Annotated in this window: 16 protein-coding genes; 12 read left to right on the forward strand and 4 right to left on the reverse strand. The window is 72.3% G+C overall.

Annotation, left to right across the window (positions count from 1 at the left end):
• Positions 1–101: 101 nt before the first annotated feature.
• Positions 102–1,283 (forward strand): ADP-forming succinate--CoA ligase subunit beta, encoded by a 1,182-nt coding sequence (gene sucC / locus ACLB9X_RS21110; protein ID WP_410361923.1) that lies wholly within the window; start codon positions 102–104, stop codon positions 1,281–1,283.
• 21 nt (positions 1,284–1,304) lie between these two features.
• Positions 1,305–2,189 carry a succinate--CoA ligase subunit alpha gene (gene sucD, locus ACLB9X_RS21115; RefSeq protein ID WP_356634793.1) on the forward strand — a complete coding sequence of 295 codons (885 nt, stop codon included), beginning with the start codon at positions 1,305–1,307 and terminating at the stop codon, positions 2,187–2,189.
• A gap of 111 nt (positions 2,190–2,300) precedes the next feature.
• On the opposite strand, the gene ACLB9X_RS21120 is transcribed toward sucD, so the two are convergent.
• Positions 2,301–3,710, reverse strand: coding sequence for a helix-turn-helix domain-containing protein (locus ACLB9X_RS21120; RefSeq protein WP_410361924.1), 1,410 nt, complete (start codon positions 3,708–3,710; stop codon positions 2,301–2,303).
• A 116-nt stretch (positions 3,711–3,826) separates the two neighbouring features.
• Between ACLB9X_RS21120 and ACLB9X_RS21125 the strand changes: the two genes are divergently transcribed.
• Positions 3,827–5,602: a DUF6350 family protein gene (locus tag ACLB9X_RS21125; RefSeq protein WP_410361925.1), complete on the forward strand. Its 1,776-nt coding sequence runs from the start codon at positions 3,827–3,829 to the stop codon at positions 5,600–5,602.
• An 87-nt stretch (positions 5,603–5,689) separates the two neighbouring features.
• Here the strand turns inward: ACLB9X_RS21125 and ACLB9X_RS21130 are convergent, their stop codons facing one another.
• Positions 5,690–6,493, reverse strand: coding sequence for a hypothetical protein (locus ACLB9X_RS21130; RefSeq protein ID WP_410361926.1), 804 nt, complete (start codon positions 6,491–6,493; stop codon positions 5,690–5,692).
• Between the two features lie 224 nt (positions 6,494–6,717).
• Between ACLB9X_RS21130 and purN the strand changes: the two genes are divergently transcribed.
• Together purN and purH are read left to right on the forward strand one after the other, a co-directional pair.
• Positions 6,718–7,335, forward strand: a complete 618-nt coding sequence (gene purN, locus ACLB9X_RS21135; RefSeq protein WP_410361927.1) for a phosphoribosylglycinamide formyltransferase — start codon at positions 6,718–6,720, stop codon at positions 7,333–7,335.
• Positions 7,322–8,887, forward strand: coding sequence for a bifunctional phosphoribosylaminoimidazolecarboxamide formyltransferase/IMP cyclohydrolase (gene purH / locus ACLB9X_RS21140; RefSeq protein WP_410361928.1), 1,566 nt, complete (start codon positions 7,322–7,324; stop codon positions 8,885–8,887). The genes purN and purH overlap by 14 nt, the downstream gene beginning before the upstream one ends.
• 193 nt (positions 8,888–9,080) lie before the next feature.
• On the opposite strand, the gene ACLB9X_RS21145 is transcribed toward purH, so the two are convergent.
• Entirely contained in the window at positions 9,081–9,620 is a 540-nt protein-coding gene (locus tag ACLB9X_RS21145) for a hypothetical protein (protein ID WP_410361929.1), read from the reverse strand.
• Between the two features lie 248 nt (positions 9,621–9,868).
• On the opposite strand from ACLB9X_RS21145, the gene ACLB9X_RS21150 reads away from it, so the two are divergent.
• The 3 genes from ACLB9X_RS21150 to ACLB9X_RS21160 all read left to right on the forward strand — a co-directional run bounded on the left by ACLB9X_RS21150 (position 9,869) and on the right by ACLB9X_RS21160 (position 12,818).
• Entirely contained in the window at positions 9,869–10,738 is an 870-nt protein-coding gene (locus ACLB9X_RS21150) for a bifunctional methylenetetrahydrofolate dehydrogenase/methenyltetrahydrofolate cyclohydrolase (protein ID WP_410361930.1), read from the forward strand.
• 9 nt (positions 10,739–10,747) lie between these two features.
• Positions 10,748–11,374, forward strand: a complete 627-nt coding sequence (locus ACLB9X_RS21155) for a DUF3017 domain-containing protein (RefSeq protein WP_410361931.1) — start codon at positions 10,748–10,750, stop codon at positions 11,372–11,374.
• Positions 11,375–11,828: 454 nt separating this feature from the next.
• Positions 11,829–12,818, forward strand: a complete 990-nt coding sequence (locus tag ACLB9X_RS21160; RefSeq protein ID WP_410361932.1) for a malate dehydrogenase — start codon at positions 11,829–11,831, stop codon at positions 12,816–12,818.
• A gap of 308 nt (positions 12,819–13,126) precedes the next feature.
• Here ACLB9X_RS21160 and ACLB9X_RS21165 read toward each other — a convergent pair whose 3' ends face one another.
• Positions 13,127–13,726: a DUF6882 domain-containing protein gene (locus ACLB9X_RS21165; RefSeq protein ID WP_410361933.1), complete on the reverse strand. Its 600-nt coding sequence runs from the start codon at positions 13,724–13,726 to the stop codon at positions 13,127–13,129.
• Between the two features lie 162 nt (positions 13,727–13,888).
• On the opposite strand from ACLB9X_RS21165, the gene ACLB9X_RS21170 reads away from it, so the two are divergent.
• The 4 genes from ACLB9X_RS21170 (at position 13,889) to ACLB9X_RS21185 (ending at position 18,620) form a co-directional block, all read left to right on the forward strand.
• Positions 13,889–14,389, forward strand: coding sequence for a GNAT family N-acetyltransferase (locus tag ACLB9X_RS21170; RefSeq protein ID WP_410361934.1), 501 nt, complete (start codon positions 13,889–13,891; stop codon positions 14,387–14,389).
• A gap of 138 nt (positions 14,390–14,527) precedes the next feature.
• Complete coding sequence (locus tag ACLB9X_RS21175; protein WP_410361935.1) at positions 14,528–16,015, forward strand: aldehyde dehydrogenase family protein; 1,488 nt, start codon at positions 14,528–14,530, stop codon at positions 16,013–16,015.
• A gap of 17 nt (positions 16,016–16,032) precedes the next feature.
• Entirely contained in the window at positions 16,033–17,559 is a 1,527-nt protein-coding gene (locus ACLB9X_RS21180) for a GMC family oxidoreductase (RefSeq protein ID WP_410361936.1), read from the forward strand.
• Positions 17,559–18,620: a glycine betaine/L-proline ABC transporter ATP-binding protein gene (locus ACLB9X_RS21185; protein WP_410361937.1), complete on the forward strand. Its 1,062-nt coding sequence runs from the start codon at positions 17,559–17,561 to the stop codon at positions 18,618–18,620. The genes ACLB9X_RS21180 and ACLB9X_RS21185 overlap by 1 nt, the downstream gene beginning before the upstream one ends.
• Positions 18,621–18,753: the final 133 nt, after the last annotated feature.

Consider the following 18,753-nt stretch of genomic DNA (forward strand, 5'->3'; position numbering starts at 1 on the left):
ACACCGTGTGTGCCTCCCTTGTGACAGAGCAGTCACGTTGCCCTTCGCGGCACGCCCACGCAGACAACGAACCGCGATCATCAGAAAAGGGACGGACGCGCGTGGACCTGTTCGAGTACCAGGCGAGGGACCTCTTCGCCAAGCACGGTGTACCGGTGCTGGCCGGTGAAGTCATCGACACGCCTGAGGCGGCGCGCGAGGCGACCGAGCGGCTGGGCGGCAAGTCGGTCGTCAAGGCGCAGGTGAAGGTCGGCGGCCGCGGCAAGGCCGGCGGCGTCAAGCTGGCCGCCACCCCGGACGAGGCCGTCGCCCGCGCGACGGACATCCTCGGGATGGACATCAAGGGCCACACGGTCCACAAGGTGATGATCGCGGAGACCGCTCCGGAGATCCTCGAGGAGTACTACGTCTCGTACCTCCTCGACCGCACCAACCGCACCTTCCTGGCCATGGCGTCCGTCGCGGGCGGCATGGACATCGAGGAAGTCGCGGCGACCACGCCCGAGAAGCTCGCCAAGGTCCCGGTCGACGCCAACGAGGGCGTCAGCATCGAGAAGGCCCGCGAGATCGTCGCCCTGGCGCAGTTCCCGGCCGACGTCGCCGAGAAGGTCGCCGAGGTCCTCGTGACCCTGTGGAAGACCTTCATCGCCGAGGACGCGCTCCTCGTCGAGGTCAACCCGCTCGCCAAGGTCGCCTCCGGCGACATCCTGGCGCTCGACGGCAAGGTCTCCCTGGACGAGAACGCCGACTTCCGCCAGCCGGAGCACGAGGCCCTCGAGGACAAGGCCGCAGCCAACCCGCTCGAGGCCGCCGCCAAGGCCAAGAACCTCAACTACGTCAAGCTCGACGGCGAGGTCGGCATCATCGGCAACGGCGCGGGTCTGGTCATGTCGACCCTCGACGTCGTCGCCTACGCCGGTGAGAACCACGGCGGCGTGAAGCCCGCCAACTTCCTCGACATCGGCGGCGGCGCCTCCGCCGAGGTCATGGCGAACGGTCTCGAGATCATCCTCGGCGACCCGGACGTCAAGTCCGTCTTCGTCAACGTCTTCGGTGGCATCACCGCCTGCGACGAGGTCGCCAACGGCATCGTCCAGGCCCTGCAGCTCCTCGCCTCCAAGGGCGAAGAGGTCACCAAGCCGCTCGTCGTACGCCTCGACGGCAACAACGCGGAGCTGGGTCGCAGGATCCTCTCCGACGCCAACCACCCGCTCGTGCAGCGCGTGGACACCATGGACGGCGCGGCCGACAAGGCCGCCGAGCTCGCCGCTGCCGCGAAGTAAGGGAAGAGGGATCGTAGAACCATGGCTATCTTCCTGAACAAGGACAGCAAGGTCATCGTCCAGGGCATGACCGGTGCCACGGGCATGAAGCACACCAAGCTCATGCTCGGCGACGGCACGAACATCGTCGGCGGCGTGAACCCGCGCAAGGCCGGCACGTCCGTCGACTTCGACGGCACCGAGGTACCGGTCTTCGGCACCGTCGCCGAGGCGATGGAGAAGACGGGCGCGAACGTCTCCGTCCTCTTCGTCCCGCCGGCCTTCGCCAAGGCCGCCGTGGTCGAGGCCATCGACGCCGAGATCCCCCTCGCCGTGGTCATCACCGAGGGCATCGCCGTCCACGACTCCGCCGCCTTCTGGGCGTACGCGAAGTCCAAGGGCAACAAGACCCGCATCATCGGCCCGAACTGCCCCGGTCTCATCACGCCGGGCCAGTCCAACGCCGGCATCATCCCGGGCGACATCACCAAGCCCGGCCGCATCGGTCTCGTGTCCAAGTCCGGCACGCTGACCTACCAGATGATGTACGAGCTCCGTGACATCGGCTTCTCCTCGGCCGTCGGCATCGGTGGCGACCCGGTCATCGGTACGACGCACATCGACGCGCTCGCCGCGTTCGAGGCCGACCCCGACACCGACCTGATCGTCATGATCGGCGAGATCGGCGGCGACGCCGAGGAGCGTGCGGCCGACTTCATCAAGGCCAACGTCACCAAGCCGGTCGTCGGTTACGTCGCGGGCTTCACCGCGCCCGAGGGCAAGACCATGGGCCACGCCGGCGCCATCGTCTCCGGCTCCTCCGGCACCGCACAGGCCAAGAAGGAGGCCCTGGAGGCCGCGGGCGTCAAGGTCGGCAAGACGCCGACCGAGACGGCCAAGCTCGCGCGCGCCATCCTCGCGGGCTGAGTCGTTCCGCACGGGTCGAGCCGTCCCTCACGGGCGAGTCGTCCGAGCACCGCGTGGGCCCGCTCCCGGATCTCCGGGGGCGGGCCCACGCGTCTTTCCCGGCGGCGGTCCTCAGCGGGGCTGCGGCAGCAGCCGCTCCGGCCCCGCGGCCGGCTCGGCGCGCAGCTTGTCGCGCAGCTTGCGGTCCTTCGCGCTGAGCCGGTGCGGGCCGCTGAACGGCGCCCCGCTGAGCATCTGCGGGCCCCCGTGCGGCGGCGGTACACCCTCGACCTGCTTGCTCGGCGGCACCGGCGGCTCGTACTGCCGGGGCGACGTGAGCAGCGCCAGAGCCGTCGCCACGACGATCAGCGTGGTCGCCACGACCACGGCCCTGGTCCACGCCTCGGCCCGGCGCTCGCAGTCCGTACGCACCGTCTCGGCGGAAGCGGGCCGGGGCGTGGGGCCCGCCTGGACGAGCGCTCTGAGCTCGTCCTGGAGCTCTGCGGCCTCGGCGAGCCGGGGCAGCCGTTCGGCCACGGCCTCGCGGGCATGGAGGACGCGACCCACGGTGGCGGGGGTGCTCGCCTCGGTCTCCGCGGCCGTCTCCGGCAGGCCGAGTCCGACTCCGTCGTAGAGCAGCAGGGCCCGTCGGCAGGTGGGGGGCAGCTCCTGCAACGCCTGCATCAGGGCGTGCATGTACGGGTCGTCCAGGGGCTCGTCGGCGTGCCGGTGGGCGGGGTGCAGCCGCTGCCAGGGCGACAGGGCGCAGTCGTAGGCGGCCGCCCGCACCCAACCCGTCGGGTCCCGGTCGACGGCGACCTCGGGCCAGCGCTGCCAGGCGAGGTGGAAGGCGCGCTCGACGGATTCCTGCGCGAGACGCCGGCGGCCGGTGAGCACGAAGGTCTGGCGGACGAGGTCGGGCGCGGCGTACGCGTAGAGCGTGTCGAACGCCTCGGCGGGTGTCATCTCCGCGAGCGGGAGCGGCAGCGGGAAAGGCGGCGGGAGAGGCAGCTGCGGCTCGGCGGAGCCCGGTTCCCCGTCGGCGCTCGGACCCACGACCGGCTGTCGCTCCGGGGGATACGTCCCCCCGGCCGTCGCCGCGAAGGGGCCCGTCACGGGGTACGGCTCGGGTGTCGTGTCGGCGTGGTCAGGCTCGGGTGTCGCGTCGGTGTGTTCGTGGTCAGGCTCGGGGGTCGCGACGCCGTGCGCGTGGTCCGGCTCGGGAGGCGCGGCAGGCCCGGTGGCCGGGTCGGGTGTCGCCGTCTGTTCGTGGGCCGGCTCGGGGGCCGGGTGCGGGGCCTCGGCCGAGGGGGCGTCCTGTTCCGCCTCGCAGGCGGCGAGCAGCTTCGCGTACGCCTCGCGCTGACGCCCCCGGGGGCTCGTGCGGCCGGTCTCCCAGGACCTGATCGCGGCAGGGGTGACGCCGAGCGCCGAGGCCAGCTGCGCCTCGGTCAGCGACTTCGCCTCGCGAAGCCTGCGCCGCTCCTTCGGTGGAGGGAGCGGCGGAGAGCCTGACGCGGAGTGTGTGGCGCTGTGTGTCATGCGGGGCTCCAAGCGACACGGCACTCGGCAGTAAATGACATAAGTGCATTTTTAGCGACACAACGGCCATTAGCTCGTTACCGGCCGAAAGTGCGTGTCGTTGGCAGCATGGCCGGGTGACCCAGTTGACCGACCACAGCCCGCCCCTGCCGCACGCGCCGGTCGCCGTCCAGGGCGGGGCGTCGGCGGCGTTCGTCGCCGGATGCGTACGCGGTGCGACCGCGGCCGGACTCGGCCTCGGTGTGATCACCGTGCTCGTGCTGGTGATGTGGATCGCTTCGCCGTTCCCCGACAGCGGTCCCGGCGGCGCCCTGCGCGTCGCGACCGCGCTGTGGCTCCTCGCCCACGGGACGGAGCTCGTCCGCACCGACACCCTCTCCCAGCTCCCCGCCCCGGTGGGCGTCGTGCCCCTGCTGCTGGCCGCGCTGCCCGCCTGGCTCGCCCACCGGGCGGCGCGCGACGCGCTCGAGCCCGACGAGTCGCGGCCCCGGGCCTCCGCTTCGGGCGCACTCACCGCCGTGTCCACCGGATACGTGCTGGTCGCAGCGCCTGCCGTGCTCTACGCGGCGGGCGGGCCGGTCGCCGCCCAGCCGCTGAGCGCCCTCGTGCACGTACCGCTCCTGGCGTTGCTGGCCGCGGCCGGCGGCGTGTGGACGGCGAACGGGCGTCCGCTCGGGCCGCTCCCCGCCCGGCTGCCGCGCCGGCTGCGGGTCGCCCTCGCCCGCAGCCGGGTCGCCGTGGCGCTGCGTTCGGCGGCCGTCGGCGCGCTGGCGATGGTGGCCGCGGGTGCTGTGGTCGTGCTGGTGTCCCTCGTCGCGCACGCACACGCGGCGCAGACGTCCTTCCTGGCCCTCGCCGGTGACTGGTCCGGCCGACTGGCCGTCGTCCTGCTCGCGCTGGCCCTCCTGCCGAACGCGGCGGTGTGGGCTGCGGCTTACGGACTCGGCCCCGGATTCGCGCTCGGCACGGGCGCAACGGCCACCCCGCTCGCGCTGACCGGCACACCCGCGCTCCCGGAGTTCCCGCTGCTCGCGGCCGTGCCGGGCCCCGGCCAGGGAACGCCTCTGCACTGGGCGGCGGCCGCCGCCCCGGTCGTGGCGGGCCTGTGCGTCGCATGGTGCACCGTCGACGCGGCAGCCCCCCGGTACGGGGAGCGGGAGGAGGCGTGGACGCGCGGCGGGACGGTGGTGGCGGCTCTGCTGGGGTCCGCCGGCTGCGGGGCGCTCATGGCCGTGCTCGCCGCGGCGGCGGGCGGGCCGCTCGGCAGGGGGCGGCTCGCGGAGTTCGGGCCGGTGTGGTGGCTCACGGGCGCGGCCGCGCTGCTCTGGACCTCGGTGGTCGCCGTTCCGGTCGCCGTGGCGCTGCGCGCCTGGCGCGTGCGCGGGGCCGCGGTGGCAAAGGAGCCGGAGGGGCAGGACGGAGGAACCGAGGCCGGTCACGGCCGCGAGGCGGCGCTGCCCCCGGCGGAGGCGTCGGAGTTCCTGGCGGGCCGGGACGAGGACTTCGTGTCGTACGACTTCCTTCCGGAGGACACCTGGAGCGCGCGGACGGCCCCGGCGCCACCCGCGACGGACCCGGCCGACGGGGCAGCCGAGCCGCGCCCGCCCCAGGACCCGGCCGACGGGGCAGCCGAGCCGCGCCCGCCCCAGGACCCGGCCGACGGGGCAGCCGAGCCGTGCCTGTCCGAGGAGCCAGCCGCCGAGCCCGCGGAATCCGTCGCCCCCGCCCCGGACGAGGACGCCCCCGCCCCGGACGAGGAACAGGGCCCCCGCTCCACCGGAACCGACCCCAAGCCGGGGACAGACCCCGACGCCGCCACGGCCACCGACACCGACACCGCCCACCCGGCCACCGACCCCCGGACCGCGGACGACCCGCCGGCCCCCGGCTGACGCGGGAAGCAGGACGGCCCGGACCGCCGTCGCGGTCCGGGCCGTCTCACGCGCTGCCGAAAGCAGGAGCCGTCGGTCGGGCGGGAGCTACTCCTTCACGCCCAGTACATCCCGCAGGGGCTCCGGGAGCAGGTCGTTGCACGCCAGCTGGCCCGACTTCGTCAGAGCGTCGTTCACACACGTGTAGTAGTCGCGGTACACCAGCTGCGCGGTGAACGACGCGGCCACGATGAGCAGCGCGATGGCCGCCATCACCAGGCCGCTCATCGCCGCCGTGATCTGCGGCCTGTTCGACTGGGGGGACGGCGCCGACGCGGACGACGGTGCCCCGCTCGTCACCGCCTCGGGCGTGGCGCGCCGGGGCTTGGCGCGCAGGGAGCTGAACGCCCAGTAGACGGCTAGCGCGCCCAGCAGCAGTGCGATCTCCGGGAAGTCGAACAGCGCGAAGAAGAACGCCCACATGCCACCCAGCAGCGCGTACCGCGCGCGCCTCTGGACCGGGTCGGTCGGATCCCAGCGCAGGCCGCCGGGGCCGCCGCCCTCCGGGCCGTTCTGGTCGCGCTGGCCGCCGGGGCGGCCGCCGAAGCCGCCGGACGAGCGGCCCGGCTGGCGGCTGCTCCACTGGCTGCCCCACTGCGACCCGTTCGACCCGTTGGACCCGTCGGTGCCGCCCGCGCCGCGGGAACCGCCCGACCCGTCCGAGCTGTCCCCGGACGAGCCCGAGGAGCCCTGCGAGCGGCCGTCGGCGGAGGAGCCGTCGTTCAACGGCCGACGGGGCCGCCACGGCTGGTCCGGCCGGCCCTCCGGCGGGGGCGCGAAGGGATTGTCGTCGTCCGTGGACTGGCGCTCCCGCGGCAACAGGAGGTTCGTACGGTGGCGTCGGTCCGGCATCTGGTGAACGTCTTCCCCTCTTCAGGCCCGTCGGTCGAGCGGCGCCCGGGCGGTTCTCTGCCCCCAGACGCTACCCCCCGGCCGCGCCCCCGTCCCGTGGGGGCCGTGCTGAGTGCCGGTATCGTTGCTGACGGTCGACCCCTTCGTAGAGTTCCCCGTATCCAGGGATGCGATTCGTTCGTACGACCACACAAAGCCGCACCGCAACGTGAAAAGAGCTCCTCGTGGCTGCCGCCCGTCTCGTCGTCCTGGTCTCCGGATCGGGGACGAACCTCCAGGCCCTGCTCGATGCCATCGCCGCCGATCCCGACGGGTTCGGGGCGCGGGTCGTCGCCGTCGGCGCGGACCGGTCGGGTGTCGCCGGTCTGGAGCGGGCCGAGCGGGCGGGGCTGCCGACTTTCGTGTGCCGGGTGAAGGATTTCGCCACCCGTGAGGAGTGGGACGCGGCCCTGACCGAGGCCACCGCCGCGTACGAGCCGGACCTGGTGGTCTCGGCGGGGTTCATGAAGCTCGTGGGGAAGGAGTTCCTCGCGCGGTTCGGCGGGCGCATCGTCAATACGCATCCTGCGCTGCTGCCCAGTTTCCCCGGTGCCCACGGCGTGCGGGACGCGCTCGCGTACGGCGCGAAGGTGACCGGGTGCACCGTCCACTTCGTCGACGACGGCGTCGACACCGGACCGATCATCGCCCAGGGCGTGGTCGAGGTCCGGGACACGGACGACGAAGCCGCTCTGCACGAGCGCATCAAGGAAGTCGAGCGTTCGCTGCTCGTCGAGGTCGTGGGGCGTCTCGCCCGGCACGGCTACCGCATTGAGGGACGAAAGGTTCATGTCGGTGAATAAGTCGGGTAACAAGCCCATCCGTCGCGCATTGATCAGTGTCTACGACAAGACGGGTCTTGAGGAGCTTGCCCGCGGGCTGCACGAGGCAGGCGTCGAGCTCGTGTCCACCGGCTCGACCGCCTCGAAGATCGCTGCCGCCGGTGTCCCGGTGACCAAGGTCGAGGAGCTGACCGGCTTCCCCGAGTGCCTCGACGGCCGGGTCAAGACGCTGCACCCGCGCGTGCACGCCGGAATCCTCGCGGACCTGCGCCTCGACGCGCACCGCGAGCAGCTCGCCGAGCTGGGCGTGGCGCCCTTCGAGCTGGTCGTCGTGAACCTGTACCCGTTCAAGGAGACCGTCGCCTCCGGCGCGAGCCCCGACGAGTGCGTCGAGCAGATCGACATCGGCGGCCCGTCCATGGTCCGCGCCGCCGCCAAGAACCACCCGTCCGTGGCCGTCGTCACCAGCCCGGCGCGGTACGCGGACGTTCTCGCCGCCGTCCGCGAGGGCGGCTTCGACCTCGCGGCCCGCAAGCGGCTCGCGGCCGAGGCGTTCCAGCACACCGCCGCGTACGACGTCGCGGTCGCCTCCTGGTTCGCGTCCTCCTACGCCCCCGCCGACGAGACGGTCTTCCCCGACTTCCTCGGCGCCACGTGGGAGCGCGAGAACGTGCTGCGCTACGGCGAGAACCCGCACCAGCCCGCCGCGCTCTACACCTCCGGCACCGGTGGTCTCGCCGAGGCCGAGCAGCTGCACGGCAAGGAGATGTCGTACAACAACTACACGGACACCGACGCCGCGCGCCGGGCCGCGTACGACCACGACGAGCCGTGCGTCGCGATCATCAAGCACGCCAACCCGTGCGGCATCGCGATCGGCGCGGACGTCGCCGAGGCGCACCGCAAGGCGCACGCCTGCGACCCGCTGTCCGCGTTCGGCGGCGTGATCGCCGTCAACCGCCCGGTGTCGGTCGCGATGGCCGAGCAGGTCGCGGAGATCTTCACCGAGGTCATCGTCGCGCCCGGCTACGAGGACGGCGCGGTCGAGGTCCTGGCCAAGAAGAAGAACATCCGCGTGCTGCGCGCCGAGGGCGCCCCGGCGAACCCGGTCGAGCTCAAGCCGATCGACGGCGGCGCGCTGCTCCAGGTCACCGACCGCCTCCAGGCCGACGGCGACGACCCGGCGAACTGGACGCTCGCCACGGGCGAGGCGCTGTCCGCCGACGAGCTCGCCGAGCTGGCCTTCGCCTGGCGCGCCTGCCGCGCGGTCAAGTCGAACGCGATCCTGCTCGCCAAGGACGGCGCCTCGGTCGGCGTCGGCATGGGCCAGGTCAATCGCGTCGACTCGGCGAAACTCGCCGTCGAGCGCGCGGGCGAGGAGCGCGCGCGTGGCTCGTACGCGGCGTCCGACGCGTTCTTCCCCTTCCCTGACGGCCTGGAGATCCTGACCGCCGCGGGCGTCAAGGCCGTGGTCCAGCCGGGCGGTTCGGTCCGCGACGAGCTGGTCGTGGAGGCGGCGAAGAAGGCGGGCGTGACCATGTACTTCACGGGTACGCGCCACTTCTTCCACTGACCGCGTCCTCCGCGGGACGCGGAGCACCCAGGAGGCCCGCCGCGCGACCCGCGCGGCGGGCCTCTCCGTATCCGCGCGGCCTCGTGCGTCCCAGGTGCCGTCGGGGGAGGGCCCGTTGACCGGAAACAGCCGAAGGCCGTCAACCCTCGCCGGAGCCGGGTTCACGGCCTTCGCACGTGAGGTGCTGGGCGGATCAGGCGCGCTGGCGGTTGAACCATGCGCCGCCGTCGGACTTGCCGACGAAGACGGTGATGAGGATGGCGAGCACGGTGTGCACCAGGCCGATCAGGACGAACGGGTAGATGCCGAGAACGGCCGTGATGATGCCGAAGACCATGGCGGTGATGCGGATGCCGTTGCCGCCGCTGCCGAACTTGGCGCCGAGGACGATGGCGAGCACACCCCAGGCCAGGATCAGGAACGCGATGGCCCAGACGGCGCCGACCGACATGTCGGCGATCTGCTGGAACTGGATGTCGTCCTTGAGGGCCGGGTCGTCCTTGGCCTTGTTGAGACCGACGGCGCCCATGGCGGCGAAGATCGCACCGATGACCTGGAAGCCGGCGATGATGAAGAGCATCACACGGGCCGCCTTGACGCCGCCCGGCATCTCCGTCGGACCGGTCGGGTAGCCGCCGGCGTAGGGCTGGGCCGGCGGGGCCTGCGGGTAGCCGTAGCCGGGCTGCTGGCCCTGCTGCTGGCCGTACGGGTTGTTCGGGTCGCCGAAGCTCATGGGTGGGGTTCCTCCGTTGGATGTTCCGGGGACGACGCGGTCCGAGCGGAGGAACTGCATGGTTATTTCCTGTTTTGCCCCCCGGCACTGCCCGCGGCACTGCGCGGATCATCGTCGTATCACCGTCGACTTCTTGTCCAGTCGGTATCCGTATGTGTTGTGCAAGTGCAACCTGCCGTTCGCCCGGACTGCGAGATCGCGGCGGACCGGATTGGAACCGGGACGGGTGCATCCGGGAGGATGGGGGTATGACTGCCCAGATTCTCGATGGCAAGGCCACCGCAGCCGCGATCAAGTCCGATCTGACCGCCCGCGTGGCGGCCCTCAAGGAGCGGGGTGTCACCCCGGGGCTGGGGACCCTGCTCGTCGGCGACGACCCGGGAAGCCGCTGGTACGTCAACGGCAAGCACCGCGACTGCGCGCAGGTCGGCATCGCGTCCATCCAGCGTGAACTGCCCGAGACCGCGACGCAGGAGGAGATCGAGGCGGTCGTCCGGGAGCTCAACGAGAACCCCGAGTGCACCGGCTACATCGTGCAACTCCCGCTTCCCAAGGGCATCGACGCAAATCGTGTCCTGGAGCTCATGGATCCGGCCAAGGACGCCGACGGTCTGCACCCGATGAGCCTCGGCCGCCTCGTGCTCGGCATCGAGGGCCCGCTGCCCTGCACGCCGTACGGCATCGTGCAGTTGCTGCGCCACCACGGCGTCGAGATCAAGGGCGCGAACGTCGTGGTCGTCGGCCGCGGCGTCACCATCGGCCGCCCGATGCCGCTGGTGCTGACCCGTAAGTCGGAGAACGCCACGGTGACGCAGTGCCACACCGGCACCCGCGACCTGTCGGCGCACCTGAAGCAGGCGGACATCATCGTCGCCGCGGCCGGTGTCCCGCACCTGGTCAAGCCCGAGGACGTCAAGCCGGGCGCGGCAGTCCTGGACGTCGGCGTCAGCCGCGACGAGAACGGCAAGATCGTCGGCGACGTGCACCCCGGTGTCGCGGAGGTGGCCGGCTGGGTCGCCCCCAACCCGGGCGGTGTGGGCCCGATGACCCGCGCGCAGCTGCTGGTCAACGTGGTCGAGGCGGCCGAGCGCGCGGCGTCGGCCACGACCGAGGGCTGAGCCGGCGCGATGGGCGTACGCACGAACGACGTCCCCGAGGACGCGGACGCGGACGCGGGCGCGCCGGCCGGGGCTGTCGCGGACGGGGCGGCGGCCACCGACGCGCCCGTCGCGGGACCTGGCGGTCGCGACGGTGACACGGGCGCCGGCGCGCCGGGCGGGGACGGCCGGGCCGACGGCGACGGTTTCGCCGGTGCCGCGCGGCCGGAGACAGGTCCCGGCGAGACCGGGGAGAAGAAGCCCTCACGGCGGCCTCCCGCCGTCACGCGGGACACCGCGCGGCCCGAGGGCGGCGGGCGTGCCGCGCCCAAGGACGCCCCCGCACCCGCGCGGCAGTGGCCTCTGCTCACCGTCCTCGGCATGGCCGCGGCCGGCATCCTCATCGTGGGCACCGACGCCTTCGCGGAGGCGTTCCGGATCGGCGCGATCCTCATCGGGGCCGCGCTCATCACCGGGGCCGTCCTGCGGCGCTGCCTGCACTCGGTCGGCATGCTGGCCGTACGCTCGCGCTTCACGGACATGATCACGTACGGCGTGCTGGGCGTGGCGATCGTGCTGCTGGCGTTGGTGACGCAGCCGAAGCCGTGGCTGGACATCCCGATCCTCGAGGACGCCGTCCACTTCACCGTGCGCTGACCGGCCACGGCCACCGCCACGGCTCCACGAACGGCGAACGGCGCCCGTCCTCTCCCCCGAGGGAGGACGGGCGCCGTCGTGTTTCAAGGGTCATGCACGCGCCAACGGCGTTCAAGGGGCGGCTGGGGCCTGTGGCACGGAGGTGACCATTCCGCCATCGTGTGATCGTTCCGCCACGGAAGGAACGGCTGGTCAACACCGGTCCAGCCCCGTACACGCCGTCCGCGCGCGCGACACCCACTACGGCGCGACCCGCCGTACGGTGGGTGAAGCGGCCTCGCGGGCGGTTCGGACGGGTGAGCCGCGCCACAAGGGGGCGTGGATTGCTGAGGGTCCGGGTCGGATAGCCTGACCGCTGGAATTCTCTTCACGTCAAGATTCAGGTCGGGCGTGGACGAGATGTCCCGCACGAGGGGCAGTGTTGCCCACCGCCAGCTGTCATACGGAGATCGCCATGACCCGCACTCCCGTCAACGTCACCGTGACCGGCGCGGCCGGCCAGATCGGCTACGCGCTGCTCTTCCGCATCGCCTCCGGCCACCTGCTCGGCGCGGATGTGCCGGTCAAGCTGCGCCTGCTCGAGATCCCGCAGGGCCTGAAGGCCGCCGAGGGCACCGCCATGGAGCTCGACGACTGCGCCTTCCCGCTGCTCAGGGGCATCGACATCACCGACGACCCGAACGTGGCCTTCGACGGCGCCAACGTCGCCCTCCTCGTCGGCGCCCGCCCCCGCACCAAGGGCATGGAGCGCGGCGACCTGCTGTCCGCCAACGGCGGCATCTTCAAGCCGCAGGGCAAGGCCATCAACGACAACGCCGCGGACGACATCAAGGTCCTCGTCGTCGGCAACCCGGCCAACACCAACGCGCTCATCGCGCAGGCCGCCGCCCCGGACGTACCGGCCGAGCGCTTCACCGCGATGACCCGCCTCGACCACAACCGCGCGATCTCCCAGCTGGCCGCCAAGACCGGCGCCGCCGTCTCCGACATCAAGCGCCTCACCATCTGGGGCAATCACTCGGCGACCCAGTACCCGGACATCTTCCACGCGGAGATCGCCGGCAAGAACGCCGCCGAGACCGTGAACGACGAGGCGTGGCTGGCCGACACCTTCATCCCGACCGTCGCCAAGCGCGGCGCCGCGATCATCGAGGCCCGGGGCGCGTCCTCGGCCGCGTCCGCCGCGAACGCCGCCATCGACCACGTCCACACGTGGGTGAACGGCACCGCCGAGGGCGACTGGACCTCCATGGGCATCCCGTCGGACGGCTCCTACGGCGTCCCCGAGGGCCTCATCTCCTCCTTCCCGGTCACCTGCAAGGACGGTAAGTACGAGATCGTCCAGGGCCTGGAGATCAACGACTTCTCGCGTGCGCGCATCGACGCGTCCGTGAAGGAGCTGGAGGAGGAGCGCGCGGCGGTCCGCGAGCTCGGCCTCATCTGACGCACCCCGCCTGCGTTTTCCCGCCCCCGTCGGCTTCGGCCGCCGGGGGCGGTGTCCTGCTGCGCCGGGTCATGGCTTTCCGATGTCGACGACCCACACGCCGGTGCCGTCGAACGCCAGGGCTCACGACCGCCCGTGCCGTCGCGGGGGGAGGCCGGCTGGAGCGAGTCCAGGGGGTCGGTATCGGCGGGCGGACCAGGCGTGCGTTCAGACGGCTGCCGGTGAGCCCGAGTTGATGTGCACCGACGCGATGCGGTCGAGGTCGTCGAACAGGACGTCCACCGTGCCGCCGTCGGGGAGGCCCGCGCTCATGCGGTCGGCCGTCCGGCGCACCGGCAGGTCGTGGTGGGCGAAGTAGCCCTCGACGACCTGCCGGGCGGAGCCGCCGAGCAGTCCCGCGCCGGTGAGCAGGACACGGGGGAGCGTGATCGCGTTCGGTTCGGCGACGGGGACCTGGGGTCGTCGGGGAGCAGGTAGGCGCGGGCGGACGGGTTGGCCTGCACGCCGATGTAGCCGGACGCGCCGAGGACGCCCATCGCGGTGAACGCCAGGGTCTCCGCCGCGCGGCGCGGCTCCTCGTGTGCGGCGAGGCGGAGCAGTTCACTTGTGAACTCGGGCAGACCATGGGTCCGGCCGTACGCGCGGAGCGACTCGGCGGCCCGCGCCACGGGTGAGCCCTGGAAGCCCGGGTTGGCCCAGGCCCACAGCCACGACTGCTCGTCGGTGTCGAACGTGCCGAGCAGCGAGATCCGCAGCTCTCGGCCGGACTGCCGGTACAGGCACTGCCCGAGGTCGGCGCTCCACTCGCCCATGGGCAGGAACTCGTTGAAGGTCTCGAGCTGCTCGGCACCCCAAGCGGCGTGCTCCCGGGTGAGCCGCAGGAAGGGCTCGCTGAACGTCGTGGTCATGACGTGGACCCTAGGGGGTGGGCCGGAAGGTGCTGAACTCGGCCCCGGGGACGGCCGATTGGCCGGCATGCCTGGCGCTGCAAGCCTTTCGGCTCGGACACCTTCCGGGCCGGGAGGCTTTTCCTCGTTTCGGGGCAGTGACCGTTCGACCGGAGGAGTTCCATGACCGACGCCCTTGCTCTCCGCCTCGCCGGGGCCGGTGACCGGCCCGCCCTTCAGCGGCTGTGGCAGCTGTTCCGGCACGACCTGTCCGAGTTCGTCGGGCCGCTTCCCGCGCCGGACGGGACGTTCACCAGTGACCGCCTCGACGCCGCCTTCGACCACCCCGACCGGGCGCTGTACCTGCTGACCAGCGGTGAGTGCGCCGCCGGGTTCGTCCTCGTACGCGGGCTGGCCGAGCCGACGCGCGTGATGAGCGCGTTCTTCGTCGTGCGCGCTCTGCGCAGGAGCGGGGTCGGGACGCGGGTCGCGCTGGACGTGGTGGGGCGGCATCCAGGGCCGTGGGGCATCCCGTTCCAGGAGGAGAACGCGGGTGCCGCGCGCTTCTGGCGGGACGTGGCCACCAGGGTCGCCGGTGCCGCATGGACCGAGGAGCGCAGGCCGGGCCCGGGCAGCGCCGACGCCGTGAGCGATGTCTGGGTCTCGTTCGACACGGGGAAGTGACGCACGTCGCACGCACTGTGTGAAGCACGACACTTTCCGTTAACCGTTCCGCATGGATTTCGGATCCCCGGGCAGGCGGCCAGATCGCCGGGTTGTGACCGGTGCAAGGCAAAACGGGAACGAAAGGCCAAACAGGACGTGTCGGCAGCACAACAGACCATCCACGTGGGCGGAGAATGGCGATCCGCCGCCTCCGGCGCCACGCGCGAGATCATCGACCCCGTCGACACGCGTGTGTTCGCCGTCGTCTCGGAAGGCGGCGTCGCCGACGCCGACGACGCCGTGGCCGCCGCACGGGCCGCCTTCGACGACGGGACCTGGCCGCGTACGCCGGTCGCCGAGCGGGCCGCCCTGCTGCGCCGCGTCGCCGCCCTGCTGGAGCGCGACCGGGAACGGATCGCCGGGCTGGAGAGCCAGGACGCCGGCAAGACCCTCGAAGAGGGCCGCACCGACGTCGACTGCGTGCGCGACGCCTTCGTCTACTTCGCCGACCTCGTCATGAACGAGAGCGGCGGGCGCGTCGTCGACGCCGGGTGCGACGAGATCCACAGCGTGGTCGTCCACGAACCCGTCGGCGTGTGTGCCCTGATCACGCCCTGGAACTACCCGCTGCTCCAGGCCAGCTGGAAGATCGCGCCTGCGCTCGCCGCGGGCAACACCTTCGTGATCAAGCCCAGCGAGATCACGCCGCTGACCACCGTCGCGCTGATGGACCTCCTGATGGAGGCCGGGCTGCCCCCCGGCGCCGCGAACCTCGTCACCGGTCCCGGCGACACCGTCGGCGCGCGCCTCGCCGAGCACCCCGACGTGGACCTCGTCTCCTTCACCGGCGGGCTCGTCAGCGGCACCAAGGTCGCCCGCGCCGCCGCCGACACCGTCAAGAAGGTGGCCCTCGAACTCGGCGGCAAGAACCCCAACGTCGTCTTCGCCGACGCCTGCGCGACCGAGGAAGGCTTCGACACCGCCGTCGACCAGGCGCTCAACGCCGCCTTCATCCACAGCGGCCAGGTCTGCTCCGCCGGATCACGCCTCATCGTCGAGGAGTCCCTGCGCGAGCGGTTCGTCGCCGAACTGGCCCGCCGCGCCGAGAAGATCCGGCTCGGGCGCGGCACCGAGAAGGGCGTCGAGTGCGGCCCGCTCGTCTCCGCGCAGCAGCTCGCCAGGACCGAGGACTTCGTCGCGTCCGCGCTGCAGGAGGGCGCCGTGCTCCGGGCGGGCGGCGAACGTCCGGACGGACCCGGCTACTTCTACCGGCCCACCGTCCTCGACCGGTGCAACCGGTGGATGCGGGTCGTCCGCGAGGAGATCTTCGGGCCGGTCCTCACCGTCGAGACGTTCCGTACGGAGGAGGAGGCCGTCGCCCTCGCCAACGACACCGAGTACGGCCTCGCGGGCGCCGTGTGGACCGCCGACGCCGGCCGCGCCCGCCGCGTCGCCGCACGGATGCGCCACGGCACCGTGTGGATCAACGACTTCCACCCCTACCTCCCGCAGGCGGAGTGGGGCGGCTTCGGGAAGTCGGGCACCGGACGCGAGCTGGGCCCGACGGGCCTCGCCGAGTACCGCGAGAGCAAGCACATCTACCAGAACCTCGCCCCGCGCCCCGTGCGCTGGTTCGCGGGCTGAGCCGGAGAGAACAGCACATGACCGAGCACCACACCGTGTACGACTACGTCGTCGTCGGCGGCGGAACGGCCGGATCCGTGATCGCTTCCCGCCTCACCGAGGACCTCGACGTCACCGTCGCCGTCATCGAGGGCGGCCCCAGCGACGTCGGCCGCGACGACGTGCTCACCCTGCGCCGCTGGATGGGACTCCTCGGCGGCGAACTGGACTACGACTACCCGACCACCGAGCAGCCCCGCGGCAACTCGCACATCCGCCACAGCCGCGCCCGCGTGCTCGGCGGCTGCTCCTCCCACAACACCCTCATCGCCTTCAAGCCGCTGCCGTCCGACTGGGACGAGTGGGCCGATGCGGGCGCCGAGGGGTGGGACGCCGCGTCGATGGACCCGTACTTCGCCAAGCTGCGCAACAACATCGTCCCCGTCGACGAGGCCGACCGGAACGCCATCGCCCGCGACTTCGTCGACGCCGCGCAGTCCGCGCTCGAAGTGCCGCGCATCGAGGGCTTCAACAGCAAGCCGTTCCACGAGGGCGTCGGATTCTTCGACCTCGCGTACCACCCGGAGAACAACAAGCGCTCCTCGGCCTCGGTCGCGTACCTGCACCCCTTCCTCGACCGGCCGAACCTGCACATCGCCCTGGAGACCTGGGCGTTCCGCCTGGAGCTGGACGGTACGCGCGCCACCGGCGTGCACGTGCGCACCAAGGACGGCGCGGAGCACGTCGTACGCGCCCGGCGCGAGGTCCTCGTGTGCGCGGGCGCCGTGGACACCCCGAGGCTGCTCCTGCACTCCGGCATCGGGCCACGCGCCGACCTGGAGAAGCTGGGCATCCCCGTCGTCCACGACCTGCCGGGCGTCGGCGAGAACCTGCTCGACCACCCCGAGTCCGTCATCGTGTGGGAGACCCACGGGCCGATCCCCGAGAACTCGGCGATGGACAGCGACGCCGGTCTGTTCGTCCGCCGGGATCCCGCATCGGACGGGCCCGACCTGATGTTCCACTTCTACCAGATCCCGTTCACCGACAACCCGGAGCGCCTGGGCTACGAACGCCCCGCGCACGGCGTGTCGATGACGCCCAACATCCCCAAGCCGAGGAGCCGCGGCCGGCTGTACCTGACCAGCGCGGACCCCGAGGTCAAGCCCGCCCTGGACTTCCGGTACTTCACCGACGAGGACGACTACGACGGCCGCACCCTCGTCGACGGCATCCGCATCGCCCGGCGCATCGCGGCCCGGGAGCCGCTGGCCGGCTGGCTGAAGCGGGAGGTGTGCCCGGGACCCGAGGTCACCTCGGACGAGGAGCTCAGCGCGTACGCGCGCAAGGTCGCGCACACCGTCTACCACCCCGCCGGCACCTGCCGGATGGGTGCGGCCGACGACGAACTGGCCGTCGTCGCGCCCGACCTGAGGATCCGGGGGCTCGACGGCATCCGGATCGCCGACGCCTCCGTTTTCCCGACCATGACCGCCGTCAACCCGATGATCGGCGTGCTGATGGTCGGGGAGAAATGCGCCGACCTCCTGGGAGGTACTTCCTGATGAACACTCCGCCGCCGCCCGTCTTCTCCGTACGCGACCTGTGGAAGGTCTTCGGACCGAAGGCCGACCGGGTGCCCGCCGACCCCGCGCTGGGCGCCCTCACCCCCGCCGACCTGCGGGAACGCACCGGCTGCACCGCCGCCGTGCGTGACGTGTCGTTCGACGTCCGCAAGGGCGAGGTCTTCGTCGTCATGGGCCTGTCCGGATCCGGCAAGTCCACGCTCGTGCGCTGCCTGACCCGCCTCATCGAGCCCACGTCCGGCTCGATCGCCATCGACGGCGAGGACGTGCTGTCCATGGACGCCGGACGACTGCGCGAACTGCGCCGTCATCGCGCCGCCATGGTCTTCCAGCACTTCGGACTGCTGCCGCACCGCTCGGTCCTCGACAACGTCGCCTACGGGCTGGAGATCCAGGGCGTGGGGCGCGCCCGGCGCCGCGAACGTGCGGCGGAGTTCGTCACCAAGGTCGGCCTCGCCGGCATGGAGCACCGCCGCCCCGGCCAGCTGTCCGGCGGCCAGCAGCAGCGCGTCGGGCTGGCCCGCGCACTGGCCGTCGACCCCGAAGTCCTGCTGTTCGACGAGCCGTTCAGCGCGCTCGACCCCCTCATCCGGCGCGACATGCAGGAGGAGGTCGTACGGCTGCACCGGGAGGAGGGCCGCACGATGGTCTTCATCACGCACGACCTGAGCGAGGCGCTCAAGCTCGGCGACCGCATCGCGCTGATGCGGGACGGGCGGATCGTGCAGCTCGGCACGCCCGAGGAGATCGTGGGCGATCCCGCGGACGACTACGTACGGGACTTCGTACGGGACGTGCCGCGCGAGCAGGTCATGACCGTGCGCACCGCGATGCGACCCGCCGAGACGTCCGAGACGGACACGGGCCCGGCGCTGGCGCCCGACGCCACCGTCCACGAGGCGATCGAGGCGGTCGCCCGCACGGGCGAGACCGCCCGGGTGGTCGAGGACGGCCGCTGCGTGGGCGTCGTGGACCAGACAGGGCTGCTGGGGGTGGTCGCCGGCATCACGCCGGAGGCGGCCGGAAAGGCGGCGGCATGAGGTACGACCGTACGATCTCCCCGCCGGGCACGCGTGCCGTGGGCACGCCTGCCGGCGTGACGGGCGGCTCCGCGGTGCGCGGGCGCGCCGATGTCCCCCGCGAGCGGGCCGTGCCTGCCGGCGGGCCGGGCGT

It is taken from the genome of Streptomyces sp. 5K101 (genome assembly GCF_046506645.1).
Classification (GTDB): Bacteria; Actinomycetota; Actinomycetes; order Streptomycetales; family Streptomycetaceae; genus Streptomyces.

Coding starts and splice junctions, on each gene's coding strand:
- ACLB9X_RS21185 (WP_410361937.1), top strand. CDS start 17,559: ATGAACACTCCGCCGCCGCCCGTCTTCTCCGTACGCGACCTGTGGAAG.
- ACLB9X_RS21160 (WP_410361932.1), top strand. CDS start 11,829: ATGACCCGCACTCCCGTCAACGTCACCGTGACCGGCGCGGCCGGCCAG.
- sucD (WP_356634793.1), top strand. CDS start 1,305: ATGGCTATCTTCCTGAACAAGGACAGCAAGGTCATCGTCCAGGGCATG.
- ACLB9X_RS21120 (WP_410361924.1), bottom strand. CDS start 3,710: ATGACACACAGCGCCACACACTCCGCGTCAGGCTCTCCGCCGCTCCCT.
- ACLB9X_RS21150 (WP_410361930.1), top strand. CDS start 9,869: ATGACTGCCCAGATTCTCGATGGCAAGGCCACCGCAGCCGCGATCAAG.
- ACLB9X_RS21180 (WP_410361936.1), top strand. CDS start 16,033: ATGACCGAGCACCACACCGTGTACGACTACGTCGTCGTCGGCGGCGGA.
- purH (WP_410361928.1), top strand. CDS start 7,322: ATGTCGGTGAATAAGTCGGGTAACAAGCCCATCCGTCGCGCATTGATC.
- ACLB9X_RS21155 (WP_410361931.1), top strand. CDS start 10,748: ATGGGCGTACGCACGAACGACGTCCCCGAGGACGCGGACGCGGACGCG.
- ACLB9X_RS21170 (WP_410361934.1), top strand. CDS start 13,889: ATGACCGACGCCCTTGCTCTCCGCCTCGCCGGGGCCGGTGACCGGCCC.
- ACLB9X_RS21130 (WP_410361926.1), bottom strand. CDS start 6,493: ATGCCGGACCGACGCCACCGTACGAACCTCCTGTTGCCGCGGGAGCGC.
- ACLB9X_RS21165 (WP_410361933.1), bottom strand. CDS start 13,726: ATGACCACGACGTTCAGCGAGCCCTTCCTGCGGCTCACCCGGGAGCAC.
- ACLB9X_RS21145 (WP_410361929.1), bottom strand. CDS start 9,620: ATGAGCTTCGGCGACCCGAACAACCCGTACGGCCAGCAGCAGGGCCAG.